At 73.3% G+C, this 18,433-nt stretch carries 13 protein-coding genes and 2 pseudogenes; 9 read left to right on the plus strand and 6 right to left on the minus strand.

All coding sequences use genetic code 11. From position 1 onward, the window contains the following. Window positions 1-77 precede the first annotated feature (77 nt). The 3 genes from SMIR_RS32915 to SMIR_RS32925 are packed head-to-tail and all read left to right on the plus strand — an operon-like array spanning window position 78 to window position 3,207. The gene (locus SMIR_RS32915; protein WP_168489973.1) at window positions 78-1,202 is read left to right on the plus strand and encodes a glycosyltransferase family 4 protein; all 1,125 of its coding nucleotides are present in this window, start codon (window positions 78-80) and stop codon (window positions 1,200-1,202) included. Further along, entirely contained in the window at window positions 1,199-2,353 is a 1,155-nt protein-coding gene (locus SMIR_RS32920) for a glycosyltransferase (protein WP_168489972.1), read from the plus strand. Before SMIR_RS32915 ends, SMIR_RS32920 begins: the two co-directional genes overlap by 4 nt. Beyond that, window positions 2,350-3,207: an SGNH/GDSL hydrolase family protein gene (locus SMIR_RS32925; protein ID WP_212727719.1), complete on the plus strand. Its 858-nt coding sequence runs from the start codon at window positions 2,350-2,352 to the stop codon at window positions 3,205-3,207. The genes SMIR_RS32920 and SMIR_RS32925 overlap by 4 nt, the downstream gene beginning before the upstream one ends. Before the next feature lie 27 nt (window positions 3,208-3,234). On the opposite strand, the gene SMIR_RS32930 is transcribed toward SMIR_RS32925, so the two are convergent. Genes SMIR_RS32930 through SMIR_RS32950 form a run of 5 tightly spaced genes read right to left on the minus strand, consistent with a single transcriptional unit; the run spans window position 3,235 to window position 7,719 of the window. Then, a complete protein-coding gene (locus SMIR_RS32930) occupies window positions 3,235-4,104 on the minus strand; it encodes a 5-oxoprolinase subunit C family protein (protein WP_212727720.1) in 870 nt (289 codons plus the stop codon). Continuing rightward, window positions 4,101-4,760 (minus strand): 5-oxoprolinase subunit PxpB, encoded by a 660-nt coding sequence (pxpB, locus tag SMIR_RS32935; protein ID WP_212728442.1) that lies wholly within the window; start codon window positions 4,758-4,760, stop codon window positions 4,101-4,103. The genes SMIR_RS32930 and pxpB overlap by 4 nt, the downstream gene beginning before the upstream one ends. 23 nt (window positions 4,761-4,783) lie before the next feature. Then, window positions 4,784-5,542, minus strand: a complete 759-nt coding sequence (locus SMIR_RS32940; RefSeq protein ID WP_212727721.1) for a LamB/YcsF family protein — start codon at window positions 5,540-5,542, stop codon at window positions 4,784-4,786. A gap of 30 nt (window positions 5,543-5,572) precedes the next feature. Beyond that, window positions 5,573-6,403 (minus strand): putative hydro-lyase, encoded by an 831-nt coding sequence (locus SMIR_RS32945; protein WP_168489969.1) that lies wholly within the window; start codon window positions 6,401-6,403, stop codon window positions 5,573-5,575. Continuing rightward, on the minus strand, window positions 6,400-7,719 hold the full coding sequence (locus SMIR_RS32950) for an MFS transporter (RefSeq protein WP_212727722.1): 1,320 nt from the start codon (window positions 7,717-7,719) through the stop codon (window positions 6,400-6,402). Before SMIR_RS32950 ends, SMIR_RS32945 begins: the two co-directional genes overlap by 4 nt. A 172-nt stretch (window positions 7,720-7,891) precedes the next feature. Here SMIR_RS32950 and SMIR_RS32955 point away from each other — a divergent pair, with 172 nt between their 5' ends. From SMIR_RS32955 to SMIR_RS32970, 4 genes are all read left to right on the plus strand, one after another. After that, window positions 7,892-8,596: a GntR family transcriptional regulator gene (locus tag SMIR_RS32955; protein ID WP_168489967.1), complete on the plus strand. Its 705-nt coding sequence runs from the start codon at window positions 7,892-7,894 to the stop codon at window positions 8,594-8,596. 294 nt (window positions 8,597-8,890) lie between these two features. Next, window positions 8,891-10,408: a hypothetical protein gene (locus tag SMIR_RS32960; protein WP_168489966.1), complete on the plus strand. Its 1,518-nt coding sequence runs from the start codon at window positions 8,891-8,893 to the stop codon at window positions 10,406-10,408. 37 nt (window positions 10,409-10,445) lie between these two features. Further along, a complete protein-coding gene (locus SMIR_RS32965; RefSeq protein ID WP_212727723.1) occupies window positions 10,446-11,327 on the plus strand; it encodes a hypothetical protein in 882 nt (293 codons plus the stop codon). 53 nt (window positions 11,328-11,380) lie between these two features. Continuing rightward, window positions 11,381-16,078 (plus strand): coiled-coil domain-containing protein, encoded by a 4,698-nt coding sequence (locus SMIR_RS32970; protein ID WP_168489964.1) that lies wholly within the window; start codon window positions 11,381-11,383, stop codon window positions 16,076-16,078. Here the strand turns inward: SMIR_RS32970 and SMIR_RS32975 are convergent. Beyond that, window positions 16,075-16,707 (minus strand): annotated as a pseudogene (locus SMIR_RS32975) (GMC family oxidoreductase); the annotation flags it as partial. The gene SMIR_RS32970 and the pseudogene SMIR_RS32975 sit on opposite strands and share 4 nt — an antisense overlap. 90 nt (window positions 16,708-16,797) lie before the next feature. On the opposite strand from SMIR_RS32975, the gene SMIR_RS32980 reads away from it, so the two are divergent. Both SMIR_RS32980 and SMIR_RS32985 read left to right on the plus strand, forming a co-directional pair. Then, entirely contained in the window at window positions 16,798-17,118 is a 321-nt protein-coding gene (locus tag SMIR_RS32980; RefSeq protein WP_168489963.1) for a bifunctional 3-phenylpropionate/cinnamic acid dioxygenase ferredoxin subunit, read from the plus strand. A 34-nt stretch (window positions 17,119-17,152) separates the two neighbouring features. Beyond that, window positions 17,153-18,328 (plus strand): annotated as a pseudogene (locus SMIR_RS32985) (NAD(P)/FAD-dependent oxidoreductase); the annotation flags it as partial. Window positions 18,329-18,433: the final 105 nt, after the last annotated feature.

Consider the following 18,433-nt stretch of genomic DNA (forward strand, 5'->3'; position numbering starts at 1 on the left):
ACAACGCTCACGGGGCGTTCCCCGGCAGGAAAGATCGACGTTGACGCGGCCACGTCCGGCACGGCGACAACACGGGTATGCGTGTCGTCATCGTGACCGAATCCTTTCCCCCCGATGTGAACGGCGTGGCCCACTGCGCGCTCCAGACCGCCCGGCACCTCGTCGATCGCGGTCACGCTCCCCTCGTCGTCGCCCCGGCCACGGCGGCCGGGCACGGGCCCGACGCTCTCGCGCCGTGCCCCGTCGTCCGTGTCCCCTCCCTACCGCTCCCCGGCTACCCCCAGGTCCGCGTCGCCCTCCCCAGCCGACGCGTCGCCGCCGCGATCACCGAACACCGCGCCGACATCGTCCACCTGGCCAGCCCCTTCATCCTCGGCGTCCGCGGCATGGCGGCCGCCGCCCGGCTCGGCGTCCCCGCCGTCGCCGTCTACCAGACCGACCTCGCCGGTTACGCCCGTACGTACGTGGGCGCGGGCGAAGCCACCGCCTGGCGGCGCATACGCTCCGTCCACGCCGCCGCCGACCGGACGCTCGCCCCGTCCAGCGCGGCCCTGCACGACCTGGAGGCACACGGTGTGCCCCGGGTGCGGCTGTGGCCGCGCGGCGTGGACACCGTCCGCTTCCGCCCCGAGCACCGGGACGAGGCCCTCAGGCGTGAACTGGCCCCGAACGGCGAGCTGATCGTCGGCTATGTCGGCCGGCTCGCCCCCGAGAAGCAGGTCGAACTGCTCGCCGGAGCCTGCGGCCTGGAAGGCGTACGCGTCGTGATCGTGGGCGACGGGCCCAGCGAGACGACCCTGCGCGAGGCGCTTCCCGGCGCCGTCTTCCTCGGGCGTCGCACCGGCGACGAACTCGCCCGGATCTTCGCCTCCCTGGACGTCTTCGCGCACACCGGCCCCTTCGAGACCTTCTGCCAGACGGTCCAGGAGGCCATGGCCAGCGGCGTACCGGTCGTCGCACCCGCCGCGGGCGGACCGCTGGACCTGGTCGCACACGGCCGTACGGGGCTGCTGGTGCCGCCCCGCGACGAGGACGCCGTACGCGACGCGGTGTGGGCGCTCGCCGTCGATCCGGCCCTCCGGGCGGCGTACGGCGCCGCCGGGCGGGCCACCGTCGAGGGCCGCACCTGGGCGGCGGTCGGCGACCAGCTCATCGACCACTACGCCGACGTGCTCTCCGCGCGGACGGTGGTGGCGGCATGAGCCTGCGCATCGTACGGCTGGCCAACTTCGTCGCCCCCGCGTCGGGCGGTCTGCGCACCGCCCTGCGGGAGCTCGGCAGCGGCTACCTGGCCGCCGGACACGAGCCCGTGCTCATCGTCCCCGGCGAGCGTGCCACCGACCGCGAGACCGAGCAGGGGCGGGTCATCACGCTGCCCGGTCCGCTGCTGCCCGGAACCGGCGGTTATCGCGTACTCACGGACAAGCGGCGGGTCGCCCGCCTCCTGGAGTCGCTCGCGCCCGACCGCCTCGAAGTCTCCGACCGGACCACCCTGCGCTGGACCGGGGTCTGGGCGCGGCGCGCACGGGTGCCCGCGGTCATGGTCTCCCACGAGACCGCCGACGGCGTGCTGCGGACCTGGGGGCTCTCCGAGGGAATGGCCCGCAAGGCCGCCGACGCCCTCAACATCCGTACGGCGCACACCTACGCGCGGGTCGTGTGCACCACGGAGTTCGCGGAGCGCGAGTTCGTCCGCATCGGGGCCCGCAATGTCGTACGGGCCCCACTGGGCGTCGACCTGGTCGGCCGGCACCCCGGGCTGCGCGATCTCGGGGTGCGCGAGCGGTACGCGCGCTCGGACGAGGTGCTGCTCGTGATGTGCTCCCGGCTGTCCGTCGAGAAGCGGCCCGGTACGGCGCTCGACGCGCTGGAGGCGCTGCTGCGCCGCGGCGAGCGTGCCGTGCTCGTCGTCGCCGGGGACGGGCCGCTGCGGACCAGGCTCGAACAGCGGGCCCGGGAGCGGCGGCTGCCCGTCACCTTCCTCGGGCATGTCGCCGACCGCGCGCTGCTCGGCGCGTTGCAGGCCTCCGCCGACGTGTGCCTGGCACCGGGGCCCGCCGAGACGTTCGGGCTGGCCGCCCTGGAGGCGATGGCCTGCGGTACGCCCGTGGTGGCCAGCGCGGTGTCGGCGCTGCCGGAGGTGGTCGGGTCCGCCGGAGCCACCGCCGCGGACAGCGGGGACTCCTTCGCGGACGCGGTACGCCTGCTCCTGGGACGCCCCGAGGCCGCGCGCAGGGAAGCCGCACGCGCGCGTGCGGAGTGTTTCGGCTGGGGCACCGCCGTGGAGGCGTTCCTCGCCGCGCACGACGCGGTGGTCGAGTCCCGGCCCCGCCTCCAGGAGGGCGTCGGATGAGACCCCTTCGGTTCGTCGCCCTAGGTGACTCGCTGACCGAGGGCGTCGGCGACCCCGTCGGCGAGGCCTGGCGGGGCTGGGCCGCGCTGCTCGTCGACGGGCTGTCCGACGGCCGGGACACGTCCGTGGAGTTCACCAACCTCGCGGTGAGCGGCGCCCAGACGCGCGACGTCCTGGAACGGCAGACCCCGGCGGCGCTGGCCCTGGGTCCGGACGTGGTGTCCGTCGTGATCGGTGTGAACGACACCCTTCGCTGCACCTTCGACATCCACGCCGTTGCCGCGCGGCTCGACCGGGTGTACGCGGCGTTCCGGGCCCAGGACGCCGTCCTGCTGACCGCCTGCCTGCCGGATCCCGGCACGATGCTCGGGCTGCCGGGGGTGCTGGCCAGGCCCCTGGCCCGGCGGCAGCGGGCCGTCAACACGGTCGTGCACGCACTGTCCGAGCGCCATGGAGCCGTGCATCTGCACGCGGCGGAGGGCGCCTGGCTGACGGACCGCGCGATGTGGAGCGCGGACCGGCTGCACCCGGGGGAGCGGGGGCACCGACAACTCGCCCTGCGTTTCCACGCGTTGCTCGAACAGGAGGGGATCGTCACCGGGGGCACCCCCTCGGCCGAGCCGGAGTTCCCCGCGCCCACCCGGTCGGCCAGTCTGTGGTGGCTGGCCACCGCGGGGACGGGGTGGGTGGCCCGGCGGTGCACCGACCTGCTGCCGCAACTGCTCACCCTGGCCGCCGCCGAGGCGCGCCACCGGGCGCGCGGCACCAGCGCCCGGCTCGACCTCAGCGCCTCGCACGCCGTGGCGTCCGCGCTGGCCGCCCTGTCGGTGGCGGAACAGCCGGACGCGGCATGACGGTTCGAGGCGGTGGGCCGGAGCCCGTCAGCGGCGGCGTACGACCATGAAGCGCACCGGCGTGCCCGGGACCGCCTGAGCGGCCGCGGGGAGGTCGGCGCCACGGACCACCGCGATCACCGGGTACCCCCCGGTGGTCGGATGGTCGGCGAGGAAGACGACCGGTCTGCCGTCGGGCGGCACCTGCACGGCACCCAGCACCATGCCCTCACTGGGGAGTTCGCCGGAAACGGCCCTCTCCAGTGAGGGCCCTTCCGTACGCAGCCCTATGCGGTTGCTCGCGGAGGACACCCGATAGGTGCCCGTCGCCAGGGTCCGCAGGGCCGAGGCCGTGAACCAGTCGTCGCGCGGCCCCGGTGTCACCCGCAGGACCAGCTCCGAGGGCGGACCCGGATGCGGAACCACGTCCACGCGCGTGTGCACGCCGTCGGGGCGCCCCAGAGGCAGCACCGTGTCGTCCGTGAGCGGCGGCGGACCGAGCCCCGAGAGGAGGTCCGTGGAGCGGCTGCCGAGGACCGGATCCACGGCCACTCCGCCGGCGACGGCCACGTAACTGCGTACCCCAGCGCGGGCCGGCCCGATGTCCAGCAGCGCTCCGGCGGGGACACGCACGGGCGCTCCCCAGGGCGCCGGACGGCCGTTCACCGTGACCGGGCAGGGCGCGCCCGTGACGGTCACGGTGACCACCGAACGCGGACGCAGGGCACATCCGTTGAGCGTCGCCTCCAGTACGGCCGCCTCGACAGGGTTGCCGACGAGCCGGTTGGCCAGCGCCGCAGCGGGCGCGTCCAGCGCGCCGGAACGGGGTACGCCGAGGTGGGCGTGGCCGGGGCGGCCCCTGTCCTGGACGGTGGTCAGGGCCCCGGCGCGCACGACGGCGAGGGCCCGGTCGGTCATGAGCACCCCACTGGTACGAACCGGACGCGCGTCCCCGGGGCGAGCAGCGCGGCCGGCACGCGCGCGTGGTCCCACAGCACCGCGTCCGTCGTGCCGATCAGCTGCCAGCCACCCGGCGATGAGCGCGGGTAGACGCCCGTGTACGGGCCCGCGAGCGCCACGGAACCCGCCGGAACCGCCGTCCGCGGAGTCGCCCGGCGCGGCACGTCGTACCGGGCCGGCAGCCCCGTGAGATAGCCGAAGCCGGGCGCGAACCCGCAGAAGGCGACACGGAACTCGGCCGCCGCGTGGATCGCGGGCACCTCGTGCCCAAGCACCCCCCACAGAGCCGCGACATCCGCCAGATCGGGACCGTCGTACCGTACGGGGATCTCGATCGCCTCCTCCGCGCGCACGGCGTGCGGCGGGATCTCCCACCTGGGGAGCTGCTCCGCCAGCCGCCGGGGGTCTTCCAGACCGTCCAGGAGGACCGTGCGGGCCGCGGGGACGATCTCCGCGACCGCGAGCGAGCCCTCGGCGCGGCGGCGCAGCAGTTCGGCGTGCAGGGCCTGCGCCGCCGCGCCCGAGGAGACCTCGACGAGCAGGGCGTGGTCACCGACCGGCAGCGCCCTCGTGCCGCTCACGTCCGGAGATGCCTTCGCGTCGTCGGCGGCCATGTCGTCGGCGGCCGGAACAGCCCTCATACGAAGGCCTTCACGAGGACGCCCGAGGACTCCAGACGCGCGCGGACCCGACGTGCCAGGTCCACCGCGCCCGGGGTGTCGCCGTGCAGGCACAACGAGCGGGCACGGACCGGGATGCGCGCCCCGGAGTGGGACGTGACCATGCCGAAGCGGGCCAGCCCCAGCGAGCGTTCGACGACCGCCTCGGCGTCCGTGATCACCGCGTCGGCCTGGGTGCGGGGCACCAGGGTGCCCTGCTCGGTGTAGGCGCGGTCCGCGAACGCCTCCGTGGCGGTGGGCAGTCCGGCCTGCTCGGCCAGTTTCAGGAACCGGGAGGCCGGGAGACCGAGGACGGGCAGGGCGGCGTCGGCGAGCAGCACGCCCTCGACGACCGCCGCCGCCTGCTCCTCGTCGTGCACGACCCGGTTGTAGAGCGCGCCATGCGGTTTCACGTACGACACGCACGCCCCGGCCGCGCGTGCGAAGACCTCCAAGGCGCCGATCTGGTAGGCCACTTCGGCAGCCAGCTCGTCGGGCGGCACGTCCATCGCGCGCCGCCCGAAGCCCGCCAGGTCGCGGTAGGAGACCTGGGCGCCGATCCGTACACGCCGCTCGGCCGCCAGCTCGCACACCCGCCGCATGGTGGCCGCGTCCCCGGCGTGGAAGCCGCAGGCCACATTGGCGCTGGTGACGACGGACAGCAGCTGTTCGTCGTCGGTCAGCCGCCAGCGGCCGAAGCCCTCGCCGAGGTCGGCGTTGAGGTCGATCGGGGTCATGAGGTGCAGTCTCTCCTTCGTAGGTCGTTCTCAGGCCACGCGGTACTGCTCGTCGCGGGCGTCGGTGAGGAACATCCGGCCCGGTGCGTGGGTGATCGCGAAGGGTGGCCGGGACGCCATCACGGCTGCCTGGGGCGTCACTCCGCAGGCCCAGAACACCGGGATGTCGCCCGGGGCGGCGTCCACCGGATCACCGAAGTCGGGGCGCGAGAGATCCTCGATGCCCAGGACCGACGGCTCGCCGCAGTGCACCGGGCTGCCGTGCACGGCGGGCAGCAGGCTGCTCTCCCTGATCGCGGCGGCCACATGCTCGGGAGGGACCGGGCGCATCGACACCACCATCGGTCCGTGCAGCCGCCCGGCGGTGCGGCACTCGCGCTCCGTCACGTACATGGAGACGTTGCGGCCCTGCTCGATGTGGCGCATCGGGACGCCCGCCTCGGTCAGCGCCCACTCGAAGGTGAAGCTGCATCCGATGAGGAACGACACCAGGTCGCCGCGCCAGCGGTCGAGCACGTCCGTGGGCTCGTCGATCAACTCGCCGTGCTCCCACACCCGGTAACGCGGCAGGTCGGTGCGCAGATCCGCGCCCTGGGCGAGCGGCGTGGTGAAGGAGCCGGCGTCCGTCACGTCGAGGACTGGGCAGGACTTCGGGTTGCGCGTGCAGAACAGGAGCATGTCGTACGCCCATTCGGCGGGCACCGAGATCAAGTTCGCCTGGGTGTGGCCGGCGGCGACTCCTGCGGTGGGGCCGGACACGCCCGAACGGAACCGGGCGCGCGCCTCCTTGGGGGTCCACGCGTGTGCGTGGCCGTCGATGTGGAGGAGGCTCGAAGGGCGTTCCTGGACGGTGTGCTTCACAGGAGTTCCTTCCCACGCGTCTCGGGGAGTCCGATCAGTGCCAGGGCGGCGAGGGCGTAGCCGATCGCGCCGAAGACCAGGGCGCCGCCCACACCCCAACTGTCGGCCAGGAAGCCGACGGTGGTGGGGAAGGCGGCACCCACGGCACGCCCGGTGTTGTACGTGAAGCCCTGCCCCGTGCCGCGCACCGCCGACGGGTACAGCTCGCTGAGGAAGGAGCCGAACCCGCTGAAGATCGCCGACATGCAGAAGCCGAGCGGGAAACCGAGCACAAGGAGAAGCGTGTTGGCACCGCTCGGGATGTTGGCGTAGGTGAGGATGCAGGCCGCGGAGAGGATCGCGAAGAGCAGGATGTTCCGTTTGCGGCCCAGTTTGTCGGTGAGGTAGCCGCCGGTGAGGTAGCCGATGAAGGCCCCGGAGATCAGGAACGTGAGGTAGCTGCCGGTGCCGACGACGGACAGGCCGCGCTCCGTCTTCAGGTACGTGGGCACCCAGGTGGCCAGCGTGTAGTAGCCGCCCTGGACGCCGGTGGAGAGCAGGACCGCGAAGAAGGTGGTGCGCAGCAGGCCGGGGCCGTCGGCCGAGGCGGGCTTGAAGATGGCGGCGAACGAGCCCTTCTCGGCGCTCTTCTCGCGCACGGCGGCCGCCTCCGGGGCGTCCTGCACCCGGCGCCGCACCCATACGACGAGCAGTGCGGGCAGCGCTCCGGTCCAGAACATCACGCGCCAGGCGAGGTCGTCGCCGAGGAACTGGAAGACCAGCGTGTAGACGACCACCGCCAGCCCCCAGCCGACGGCCCAGGAGCTCTGGATCGCCCCGAGTGTGCGCCCCCGGTGCCTGGCGGTCGAGTACTCGGCGACCAGGATCGCGCCGACCGCCCACTCACCGCCGAAACCGAGGCCTTGAAGGGCACGGAAAGCCAGCAGCGTCTCGTAGTTGGGCGCGAAACCGCAGGCCACCGTGAATACCGCGTACGTGATCACGGTGATCATCAGTGCCTTGACGCGTCCGATCCGGTCCGCGACCACACCCGCGATCGCGCCGCCGACCGCCGAGACGATCAGCGTGACGGTCGTGAACAGTCCGGTCTGGCCGCTGTCCAGGCCGAAGTACGCCGCCAACGCGACCATGCTCAGCGGCAGCGTGAAGTAGTCGTACGAGTCCAGGGCATAGCCGCCGAACGCGCCGGCGAAGGCCCTGCGGCCCTGCGGACCGAGGGCGCGCAGCCAGCCCAACGCGCCGTCGTCCGGGGTGAGTTCATCCGTCTTGGGGTGTGCGCCGGTGGTCAGGGCCTGTGGTGGAGGGGTCGTGCTCATGGGCACCTCGCAGGAGGAGGACGGAGGGTGCTTGAGGACTGAGCCGTGCCGTGCGGAAGCCGTCGGCGCTCGGGCGAGCGAGTGGCGCCGTGTGTAGCAAGGTAGAGGATCGTTGAACGATCCCTCAATACCCGTGTTGTTTCGTTCTTATTTCTGCGATTGAATTCCGGGCATGGCAGAGCTGACGGGACTGGCCGACGATCGCGCCCTGCTGGGCCGCACCAGCACCGCCGAGCGGGTCTCGGACATCCTCAGGAGCCGTATCGCCGAGGGGTACTTCCCGCCCGGGACCCGACTGTCCGAGGACAGCATCGGCGGGGCGCTCGGCGTCTCCCGCAACACACTGCGTGAGGCGTTCCGGCTGCTCACGCACGAACGACTCCTGGTGCACGAGCTCAACCGCGGGGTCTTCGTACGGGTGCTGACCATCGAGGACGTCGAGGACATCTACCGCACCCGCACCCTCGTCGAGTGCGCCGTGGTCCGTGGCCTCGGCGAGCCGCCGTACGCCGTGGACGACCTCGCCCAGGCCGTCGCCGAGGGGCAGCGGGCGGCGCGCGAAGGTGACTGGAAAGGCGTCGGTACGGCCAACATCCACTTCCACCGGGAGCTGGTGGCGCTCGCCGGGAGCGACCGCACCGACGAACTGATGCGCAGCGTCTTCGCCGAACTGCGCCTCGCCTTCCATGTGGTGGCCGATCCGCGGCGGCTCCACGAGCCGTACCTCGAGCGCAACCATGAGATCCTCAAGACGCTCCGGGCGGGCGACCGCGACGGGGCCGAGCAACTGCTCGCGGTCTATCTCGACGATTCCCTCACAGGGGTCGTGGAGGCCTACGCGCGGCGGGTCGCCGACGGGGCACAGGGGATCGGCTGAGCCGGGTCGTGATTCTCGGGGACGGCCGCGGCGACGGTTCGCTCGGCCGCTCTCGCGAGGCGGCGACCGCGAGGCGCTGCGTGGAGCTGGCGTGACGTGCTGCGTGGTGCCGGTGTGACGTGCTGCGTGGTGCCGGTGTGACGTGCTGCGTGGAGCTGGCGTGACGTGCTGCGTGGAGCCGGGTGTGACGTGCTGCGTGGAGCCGGGTGTGACGTGCTGCGTGGTGCCAGTGTGACGGCGGTCGCTTCTGCGTCGTTTCGACCGTTGTCAGACCGAGGACCTAGTCTGTGCACCGTGACTTCGCCTGCATCGACGGACAGCGTTCCGCCCCAGCTCAGCGCGGGGCCGCGCCCCGCTCCGGGCCCGGCCGCCGACGAGGGCCTGGCGCGGCGGCTGCGCGCGCTCGCATGCACCGCGCCGCTGCACGACCTCGATGTGCGCAAGGCGAATCTCGCGGGCGAGTACACGGTCTACGGGATGGCCGAGGTGGCCCTCGCCGCCATCGACCTCGTCACACTGAACATGGACTTCGACACGGGCGCCGACCACGACCAGATAGTGGCCCGGCTCATCCCGCGCATCGCGGCGCAGGCCCCGCAGCGCCCCGTCGCCGAGCACGAGCGCGTGGCCAAGTGGGTCCTGGAGAACCTGATCAACGTCGGCAGCGTCGACCGCGGCTTCCGGGCCGTATACGGCACCTTCGCCCCCGACGGCTCCTATGTGCGCCGCGACTACGACTTCAAGCTGATCGAGGAGGTGCCCGGGTACGGGGGGACCGTCTACCTCCGTACGACGGACGAGGCGGTCAACGTCCTCGTCGGCGCCCTCGACACCGACGTCACCAGCGCGCAGATCGCCGCCGAGGTCAAGCTGGAGGTGCTGATCAGCCGTGGCCGCCTCGCCGACGCCCAGCTCGCCGCCGAGCAGGCCCGGTACCGGACCGTGCAGTACTCGGAGACGCTCCGCAGGGCGCTCGACGCGACCAGGCGCAATGTGCGGGCCGTCGACTGGCTCCAGGCCGTGCCCGACATGATCGCCGAGGCGCTCGACCACGTCGCCGACCGCTACCGCCACGAGAACGCGATCCTCACCAACATCCGCAAGGCTCGCGACGAGTCCGAGGACCCCGAGCAGAAGCGCCGCGCCGCCGAGCTCGTCGACATCGTCAAGGACTGCATCCGCCGGCACACGCAGCTGCAGTCCCGGCTCCTGGAGGCCGGGCCCCTGTTCCGCGCCGAGCAGGACCGGCAGGCCTTCGCCACACCCATGACGACCTCGGGGATCGACCTCTACGGCCACCTCGTCGCGCCCGTGCTGCCGCTGCCCGTCGCACAGGCGCGGCGCGTGACGGACGCGTTCTTCGCGCGCGGGACGGGGCTGCGTACGCCGGTGGCCGTACGGGTGGGGGATCTTGTCGAGCTCCTGCTGACACCGCCCCTGGAGCGGGAGCACCTCGGTGCGGAGATGCCCGAGCCGGACCTGATCGCCACGCCGGACGACAGCCGGTTCAGTGAGGAGCAGCTCGCTTCCGCGATGGAACTGCTGGATCTGCCGGCGGACGCACCGCGACGGCTGTCCGGGCTGCTTGCCGAAGCGCGCCGCCGGGATCCCGAACTGCCCTACCTCGTCGCCCTGTTGGCCGTTCACGCGGCCAGCCCGCCGGTCGGTACCGCCTATCGGCAGGGGGAGGAGAAGCTGCTGTTCGCCGTGGATGACGGGGTCGAGCTCGATGATCCCGAGTTCGGCGGGGCCGATCTGATAGTGGGGATGGCTTTGCTGGACGCGGCGGGGATGGCGGCGGATCGGTCGTGAATCCCAGCCTCGTAACTCTGTACAAGGAGCCTCTGTCGTGACCGAGCAGCACGTCGAGTGGAGTGAGCCGGATGCCGTCGCCGCGCCGGCGAACGCTCCCGTCACACCCGCCGACGCCGCCGACGCGGCGCGGCTCGTCGCCTTCGGGCTCCAGCCCAAGCTGCAGCCGGCGCGGGACCAGGAGTACGCGGAGCTGTTGCGACGCTACCGCGAGGACCCGCCGTTCGCCCGGCTCGCCGACGCCGTGGCCGCCGGGCTCGGGCTGGTCGTGCTGGAGGTGTCCCCGCGCGCGGGGATGTCGGTGACGGCCGCCGAGGACTCGGTGTTCGCCGTGCGGATGGGCGACTACGCCCGTCGTACCTCGGCCGACTCCGCGGACCGCTTCCTGCACGGCCTAGCCCACCTCGCCGTCGCCGCGATGGCCTTCCCACGCCCCGAGGACCTCGCCGACGACGGGTACATCGGGCGTGTCTCGGTCAACGGCGTCGACGCGTTCGTACGCCAGGCCTGCCGCCGCCTGGAGGAGCGGGCCGAGGAGCAGGGCGAGAACACCGATCCGGCGACCGAGGCGCCCGGCCTTGAGGCGGCCTGGCGGATCTGGGCGCGGCGCAGCTCCACCGGCGCCACCAAGGACGCGCGAAGACTGTCCGGTTCGACGACCGGCATCATCGGCAAGGCCGTCGCGTTCCTCACCGACTCCGGATTCCTCCAGCGGACCGGCGACGACTCCGGGGGGACGTACCGGACGACGGCCCGCTATCAGCTCCAGGTGCGGGACATGGCGGGCAGCGCCGCGATGGCCGAGCTCCTCGAGCTGGGCGTCGTCCCGGTGACCGACGGCACCCCGACGCTGCTGCCCGCCGAGCACACCGACGACCTGGAGCTGGTGGCCGACGCCGGACTGCCGTTCCACTCCTGACCCTCCCCGACCTTCCTCACGTATCCGAAGACTTACTACGAGAGTCCGCCGCCATGTACGAGCTGTCCCGGGTCCGCCTCTACTCCATCGGGCCTGCTGGGGCGCGCTATGCCGACACCGTCCTTGACCTGAGGGGCGTCGGCGAGCCCGTGCCCGACCCCGCCCCCACCCAGGCGGAGTTCTTCGAGGAGGAGCCCGTCGGGCCGCCGCGCCGGCCCGCGCCCGCGGGCGTGCTCTTCCTGGAGAACGGCGGCGGCAAGTCGGTGCTGCTCAAGCTGATCTTCTCGGTGATGCTGCCGGGCCACCGCAACACCTTGGGCGGCGCCAGCTCCGGAGTGCTGCGCAAGTTCCTGCTCGCCGACGACTGCGGTCATGTCACGCTGGAGTGGCAGCACACGCTGACCGGCGAGTGCGTCGTGGTCGGCAAGGCCAGCGAGTGGCGGGGACGACAGGTCTCCAACGACCCGAGGAAGTTCGCCGAAGCCTGGTACTCCTTCCGGCCCGGTCCCGGCCTGAGCCTGGACAACCTGCCGGTCGCCGAGGCGACCGTCGTCCGGCCGCCCGTCGAGGGCGCCTCCGGTGCGCAGGGACGGCGGCGCACCATGAAGGGCTTCCGCGACGCCCTCACCGAGGCCGGAAAGGCGTATCCGCACCTCGAAGTGCACTGGGAGGAGATCCACGACCGCTGGAACGAGCATCTGACGGACCTCGGCCTCGACCCCGAACTCTTCCGCTACCAGCGGGAGATGAACGCCGATGAGGGTGAGGCCGCCGGTCTCTTCGCGGTCAAGAAGGACTCCGACTTCACCGACCTGCTGCTGCGCGCGGTCACCGACACCCGGGACACCGACGGGCTCGCCGACCTGGTCGGCGGCTTCGGCAACAAGCTGGGGCGGCGCGCCGAGCTGATCGCCGAGCGGGACTTCACGGCGGGGTCCGTGGATCTGCTCGGCCGGATCGTCGAGGCCGCCGAGGCACGGGCACGTGCGCGTGACATCCACGCGGGCGCCGAGCGTCGCACCCGCACCCTGGCCAGGCGGCTGTCCGCGCGAGCCGTGCGTGAGCGTGTCCGCGCCGGTGAACTCGCACAGCGCGTGACCGCCGCCGCGTATGCCGTCACCCACTCCGAGGGCGCACGCGAGCGCAGCGCCCTCATCGCCGCCGAACTCGCCTACCGGCACGCCTCGCTGGCGCTCGCCGGGGCCGAGAAGTCGGCGGCCGCGCAGAAGCGCGAACTGGCCGACGCGCGCACCCTGCACTCCTCCTGGCAGGCCGCCGAGCTCGTACTGAGGCACCGTGCCGCCGCCGACCGCTCAGCGCGCGTGGCCGCCGCGATCCTCGAGGCCGAGCGGGACGCCGCCCCCGCGCTCGCCGCCCGTGCCAAGGCCGCCGTCGACCTCGTCCGCGCGCTGCACCGCGCCGCCGAGGGCGCCGAGGCGCTCGCCAACGAGGAGGAGGAGCGCTCCGCCGGACTCCAGGAGGTCGGCGAGACCGCGTACGCCGACTCCACCGCCGCGGCCACCGCCGCTCAGCGCGCCCGCAGCGAGGTCGGACATCTGCGTCAGCGCCTGAGCGAGGTCGAGCAGGAGACCGCCGAGGCGGTCCGCGCGGGCTGGCTCGACGACAGCGCCCCCGACGCCGACCCGGCCCGCGCCGCCCTCGCCGCCAGCGACGCCGAGAAGACGGCCGTCGCGGCGTGGGACACCGCGCGGGAGGCCTCGCGACGGGCCTCGGAGCACGCCCGCGAGGCGGCGTCCGCCGAGTCCCGCGCCGAGCTGACGGCCGCCCGCGCGGCGGACGCGGCGACGGCGGCCGAGCTCGCGTACGACGGCGAGCGCCGTACGGCCGAGGCACTGGCGGGGGAGGAGCGGCTCGCGGAGCTGCTCAGCCTGCCGGGTGCCGCCGGAACGCGGCACGGCGGGGTACCGGTGCCCCGGTCGGCCGGGGACGCCGCTGCCTCCGCCGGCCACGGCAGGAGCGGCGATACCGGCCGAGGCGCTCGCGGCACCTCCGCCGACGTCTGGGCGGAGACCGAAGGCGCCTTCACGCCCGAGGAGTTGGACCAGTACGCCGACGAACTGCGCGAGCTGCTCGACGACGCGGTCGCCTCCGCCGAGCGCCAGCTCTTCGAGCTGCGCACCGCCGCGGCCGACGACGCCCGGATCCTCGGCGCCCTCGGCGACGGCGGACTCCTGCCGCCCGGCCCTGACGTGCTGGCCACGGTCGAGTACCTCGGTGAGCACGGCATCCCGGCCCTGCCCGGCTGGCGCTATCTCGCGCAGGCCGTCGACCCCGTCGACCACGCGCGCGTGCTGGCCGCCAGGCCCGAGCTCGTCGACGGCGTGATCATCACCGACCCGGACACCCACGCGCGGGCCCGTGAGGTGCTCAGCGAAGCGGCGCTGCTGCCGCGCTCCGCCGTCGCCGTCGGTACGGCCGCCGCGCTGCTCGCCCCGACCCCGGCCGCCGACGCGGGCGACGGCGGCGTCTTCCTCGTACCGCCGAACCCGGCCATGCACGACGAGCACGCCGCCGACGAGGAACGGCAGGCGCTGCGTACCCGAGCGACCGAGCGGGACGAGGAGATCCGCACCCTGGCGGCCCGGCTCGGCAAGGACCGTGAGCTCGCGGCGCGCCTCGCCTCCTGGCGCACCGGCTGCCCCACCGGGCGGCTCGTCGAACTGGCCGCGGCCGCCCGGGACGCGCGCGCGTTCGCCGAGGAGGCCGAGGCCGAGCTCGCCGAGGCGCGCACCGTGCGGGCCGAGGCCGACGAGGCGGCGGCCGAGGCGGCCCTCGTGCGCGATGAACGCCAGGACGCCGCCCAGCGCGCCCGGCGTGCGGCCGACGCGCTCGCCGGACTCGCCTTCCGCCTGCGTGAACGCGCCGGCTGGCAGGTCAAGGTGCGCGAACTCGCCGACGAGGCCACCGAGTCGGAGGCCCGCGCCCAGGTCTGCCTGGAGCGCGCCCGCGCCGCCGACGAGGACCGCCGCGCCGCCCAGCGCGCCGCCGACGACGCCCGCCGCACGGCCCGCGCGCTGCGCGCCGAGCGCGCCGAGATCGCGGGCGCCCCCGACGACGTACCGGAGGACGCGTCGCAGACGGCGAAGTCGTCGCTGCCCGCCCTGCGCGAGGCCTACCGGGCCGCGTCACAGCTGTACGAGAAGGTCGGCGTCGGCGCCGACCTGCGCGCCGAGCAGGCCCGCGCCGAGAGCGACGAAACCGCGGCCCTGGCAGAGCTGGACCGGCTCAGCAACAAGGTGCGCACCCGCGCCGCACAGCTCCTTCAGGCGCCGGACGGTTCCGACGGGCCGTCCCGGCAGGCCGCGGCCGCCCGCGCCGAGGAGCTCGTGCAGCTCCTGGAGACCCGCATGTCCACCGCGAGCGAGCAGCTCGGACGGCTGCGCGGCGAGGCCGAGCGGCACGCGCCCGAGGACGGCGAGGCCCACACCGAGCTGTCGCAGGAGCTGGTCCCGCGCGACGCCGAGCACGCGCAGTCGCTGCTGCGCATGGCCACCGGTGAACTCGCCTCCCGCGCCGAGGCACTCGGCCAGGCGCGTGAGGCGCACTCCGAGCTGCTCGACGCGCACCGCGCCGCCGAGGACGCGGCCGGTGGCTTCGACGAGACGGCCGCCCTGCTCAGGGACCTGCTGCGGGAGCACTCCGACGAGGAGCAGGAGGAGCCCGAGCCCTACCCCGGCACCCTCGAAGAGGCCCGGCACTCCGCCGCCGAGACCCGCCGCTCCCTGCGCGGCTGCGCCGCCGACCTCTCCGCGGCCGAGGGCGCCGTGCGCGAGGCGAGCGACATCCTCGTACGGCATGCCAACTCCAACCGCTACGAGCAGGTGCGCACCCCTGCCCGGCAGCAGATCCGCGAGCTGCCCGCGTCCGCGCTGCCCGAGCACGCCCAGAAGTGGGCGGACGCCTTCGCACCCCGACTGCGGGTGCTGACCGACGAGTTGGCGCAGCTGGAGCGCAACCGGGACTCGATCGTGGACCGGCTGCGGGGGCTGGTGGAGTCGTCGCTCGCCACCCTGCGGTCCGCGCAGCGGCTGTCCCGGCTGCCGGAGGGGCTCGGCGAGTGGTCCGGGCAGGAGTTCCTGCGCATCCGCTTCGAGGAGCCCGATCAGGCCACGCTCGCCGAGCGGCTCGGCGAGGTCGTCGACGAGGCCACCCGCGCGGCGGTCAAGAAGAACTCCGACATGCGGCGCGACGGCATGTCACTGCTGCTGCGCGGAGTCAGCGCCGCCCTCGAACCGAAGGGCGTCGCCGTCGAGATCCTCAAGCCGGACGCCGTACTGCGCGCCGAGCGCGTCCCCGTCGGACAGATGGGTGACGTCTTCTCCGGCGGTCAGCTGCTCACCGCGGCCATCGCGCTGTACTGCACGATGGCCGCGCTGCGCAGCAACGACCGGGGCCGCGACAAGCACCGGCACGCCGGCACGCTCTTCCTCGACAACCCCATCGGACGCGCCAACGCGACCTATCTCCTGGAGCTGCAGAGGGCCGTCTCCGACGCGCTCGGCGTCCAACTCCTCTACACCACCGGCCTGTTCGACACGACCGCGCTTGCCGAGTTCCCCCTCGTCATCCGCCTGCGCAACGACGCTGACCTGCGCGCCGGGCTGAAGTACATCAGCGTGGAGGAACACCTCCGGCCGGGACTGCCGCGTGAGGCTCCCGCCGGGGAAGCCGTGCATACAGAGATCACGGCGACGCGGATGTTCAAGCGCCCGGCGCCTCAGGGGGCCTAGGTCCGGTCCTCCTTCACAAGGTCCGCGCACTTTTCGCCGATCATCATGGTCGTGATGCAGGGGTTGACGGAGATGAGATCCGGCATCACCGAACCGTCCGCGACCCGCAGCCCCTCGACCCCCTTGACCCGCAGCCGCGCGTCGAGCGGGGCCGAGGAGTCGTCGTCCGCGCCCATCTTCACGGTGCAGGACGGGTGGTAGACGGTGTTGTGGGTCTTGTGGATGTAGTCGAGCAACTCGTCGTCCGTCCGGACGTCCGGCCCGGGGGCCAGCTCCGCGCCCGCCCAGCTGCTCAGCGCGGGCTGCGACGCGATCTTCCGCGCCAGCTTCAGCCCGTATGTCATCACGCGCACGTCGTGCTCGTGTGTGAAGTACCGCGGATCGACCATCGGCTTGTCCCGGTAGTCCCGGGTGCGCAGTCGCACCGTGCCGCGAGACTTCGCGCGCGTGACGTTCGGCGTGAGGCAGAACGCGTTCTCGGACGTCGGGAACCCGTGCCGAGCCGTGTTCATGTCGAACGGCACCGAACCGTAGTGGTACATCAGGTCGGGCCGGTCCAGGCCCGGTTCGGTGTCGTAGAAGATGCCCGCCTCCCACCACTGGCCGGACGTGGTGGTCATGGGCTGCTCGTTACCGAAGCGTCCGGAATCCGAAAGGTCTCCGGACCCACCTGGACCAGGAGGTCCCGGACGAAGAGTCCAAGACCGAGAGGGGGGCCCATGATTCCCGTCTGCCGCCTCGACGACCTCCCCGCGGGCGAATCCGTCCGTGTCGACACCGCGCCGCCCATCGCGGTGTTCGACGCCGACGGCGAGTTGTACGCCATCGACGACACCTGCACCCACCAGGACGCCTCCCTCTCGGAAGGCTGGCTGGAGGGCTGTCTGATCGAATGCCCGCTGCACGCCGCCTCATTCGATCTCCGTACGGGCCGGCCGACGTGCCTGCCCGCACGCCGCCCCGTCGGCACCCACCGCGTCACCGTCGACGACGGAATCATCCACGTCCACCTGGCCGCGGAGGAGGGCACCGCCGCATGAACGCCCTGACCGTCTGCGCCGAAGAGCGCGCCTCATGAGGGCCGTGACCGTCGTCGGTGCCTCGCTCTCCGGGCTGTACGCCGCCCGGGAACTCCGGGCCCAGGGGTTCGACGGCCGCCTGGTGATCGTCGGGGACGAGCCCCACCGCCCGTACGACCGCCCACCCCTTTCCAAGGACTTCCTCGCCGGACGCGCCGACGAGACCCAACTCGCCCTCACCGACGCCGAGGAGACCGCCGAACTCGACGCCGAGTGGCTGCTCGGCGTACGCGCCCGCGGCCTCGACGCCCGGGGGCGCACCGTCCTCCTCGACGACGGCCGCACCGTCTCCACGGACGGCGTGATCATCGCGACCGGCGCCTCGGCCCGCCGGCTCCCTGGGGACGGCCTTGTCGGCGTGCACACCCTGCGCACCCTCGACGACGCCCGCGCCCTGCGCGCGGAGCTCTCCCGGGGCCCGCGCAGCGTTGTCGTCATCGGCGGCGGCTTCATCGGCGCCGAGACCGCTTCCTCCTGCGCCGGACTCGGCCACGACGTCACCGTCGTCGAGGCCGCACCCCTGCCCCTCGTTCCTCAACTCGGCCCCCAGATGGCCGCCGTGTGCGCCGCCCTGCATCGCCGCGGTGGTGCCGGCCTCGTGACCGGAATCGGTGTCGCGGGCCTGCGGGGGAGCGGCACCGTCACGGGTGTGGAGCTCTCCGACGGCCGGCTCCTGCCCGCCGATGTCGTGATCGTGGGCATCGGCGCCGCCCCCAACACCGGCTGGCTCGCCGGTTCGACACTCGCTCTGCACGATGGCGTGCTGTGCGACGACGGTTGCGTGACCGCGCTGCCGCAGGTGGTCGCCGTCGGCGACGTCGCCCGCGTCGGAGGCGCCCGCGCCGAGCACTGGACCTCCGCCACCGAACAACCCCGCGTCGCGGTACGCAACTTGCTCGCCGAGCGCACCGTCGAGACCGCACGGTCCCTGCCCTACTTCTGGTCCGATCAGTACGGCGCACGGACCCAGTTCGCGGGGTGCCGGCACGCGGCGGACACCGTCCGCATCACCGAGGGCGCGCTCGACGACGGCGCACCGGCCGAAGGCGGCCTCCTCGCCCTGTACGAGCGCGACGGCCGCACCACGGCCGTGCTCTCCATCGACCGCCCTCGCCCGTTCATGAAGGTACGCCGTGAACTGGCGCGCAGCGGGGACCCGGTGGACCCGGCGGGCGCCGGGGCAAGCTGCCGGCCCGTGGGCGGACCGACGGACGCAGTCCATCGGGACCACCAGGTCCACAGTCCGTGGAGTCCGCCCCTTGGCCCCGTGCCGCGG

Source organism: Streptomyces mirabilis (genome assembly GCF_018310535.1).
Taxonomy (GTDB): domain Bacteria; phylum Actinomycetota; class Actinomycetes; order Streptomycetales; family Streptomycetaceae; genus Streptomyces.

Coding starts and splice junctions, on each gene's coding strand:
- SMIR_RS32915 (WP_168489973.1), top strand. CDS start 78: ATGCGTGTCGTCATCGTGACCGAATCCTTTCCCCCCGATGTGAACGGC.
- SMIR_RS32920 (WP_168489972.1), top strand. CDS start 1,199: ATGAGCCTGCGCATCGTACGGCTGGCCAACTTCGTCGCCCCCGCGTCG.
- SMIR_RS32925 (WP_212727719.1), top strand. CDS start 2,350: ATGAGACCCCTTCGGTTCGTCGCCCTAGGTGACTCGCTGACCGAGGGC.
- SMIR_RS32930 (WP_212727720.1), bottom strand. CDS start 4,104: ATGACCGACCGGGCCCTCGCCGTCGTGCGCGCCGGGGCCCTGACCACC.
- pxpB (WP_212728442.1), bottom strand. CDS start 4,760: ATGGCCGCCGACGACGCGAAGGCATCTCCGGACGTGAGCGGCACGAGG.
- SMIR_RS32940 (WP_212727721.1), bottom strand. CDS start 5,542: ATGACCCCGATCGACCTCAACGCCGACCTCGGCGAGGGCTTCGGCCGC.
- SMIR_RS32950 (WP_212727722.1), bottom strand. CDS start 7,719: ATGAGCACGACCCCTCCACCACAGGCCCTGACCACCGGCGCACACCCC.
- SMIR_RS32955 (WP_168489967.1), top strand. CDS start 7,892: ATGGCAGAGCTGACGGGACTGGCCGACGATCGCGCCCTGCTGGGCCGC.
- SMIR_RS32970 (WP_168489964.1), top strand. CDS start 11,381: ATGTACGAGCTGTCCCGGGTCCGCCTCTACTCCATCGGGCCTGCTGGG.
- SMIR_RS32980 (WP_168489963.1), top strand. CDS start 16,798: ATGATTCCCGTCTGCCGCCTCGACGACCTCCCCGCGGGCGAATCCGTC.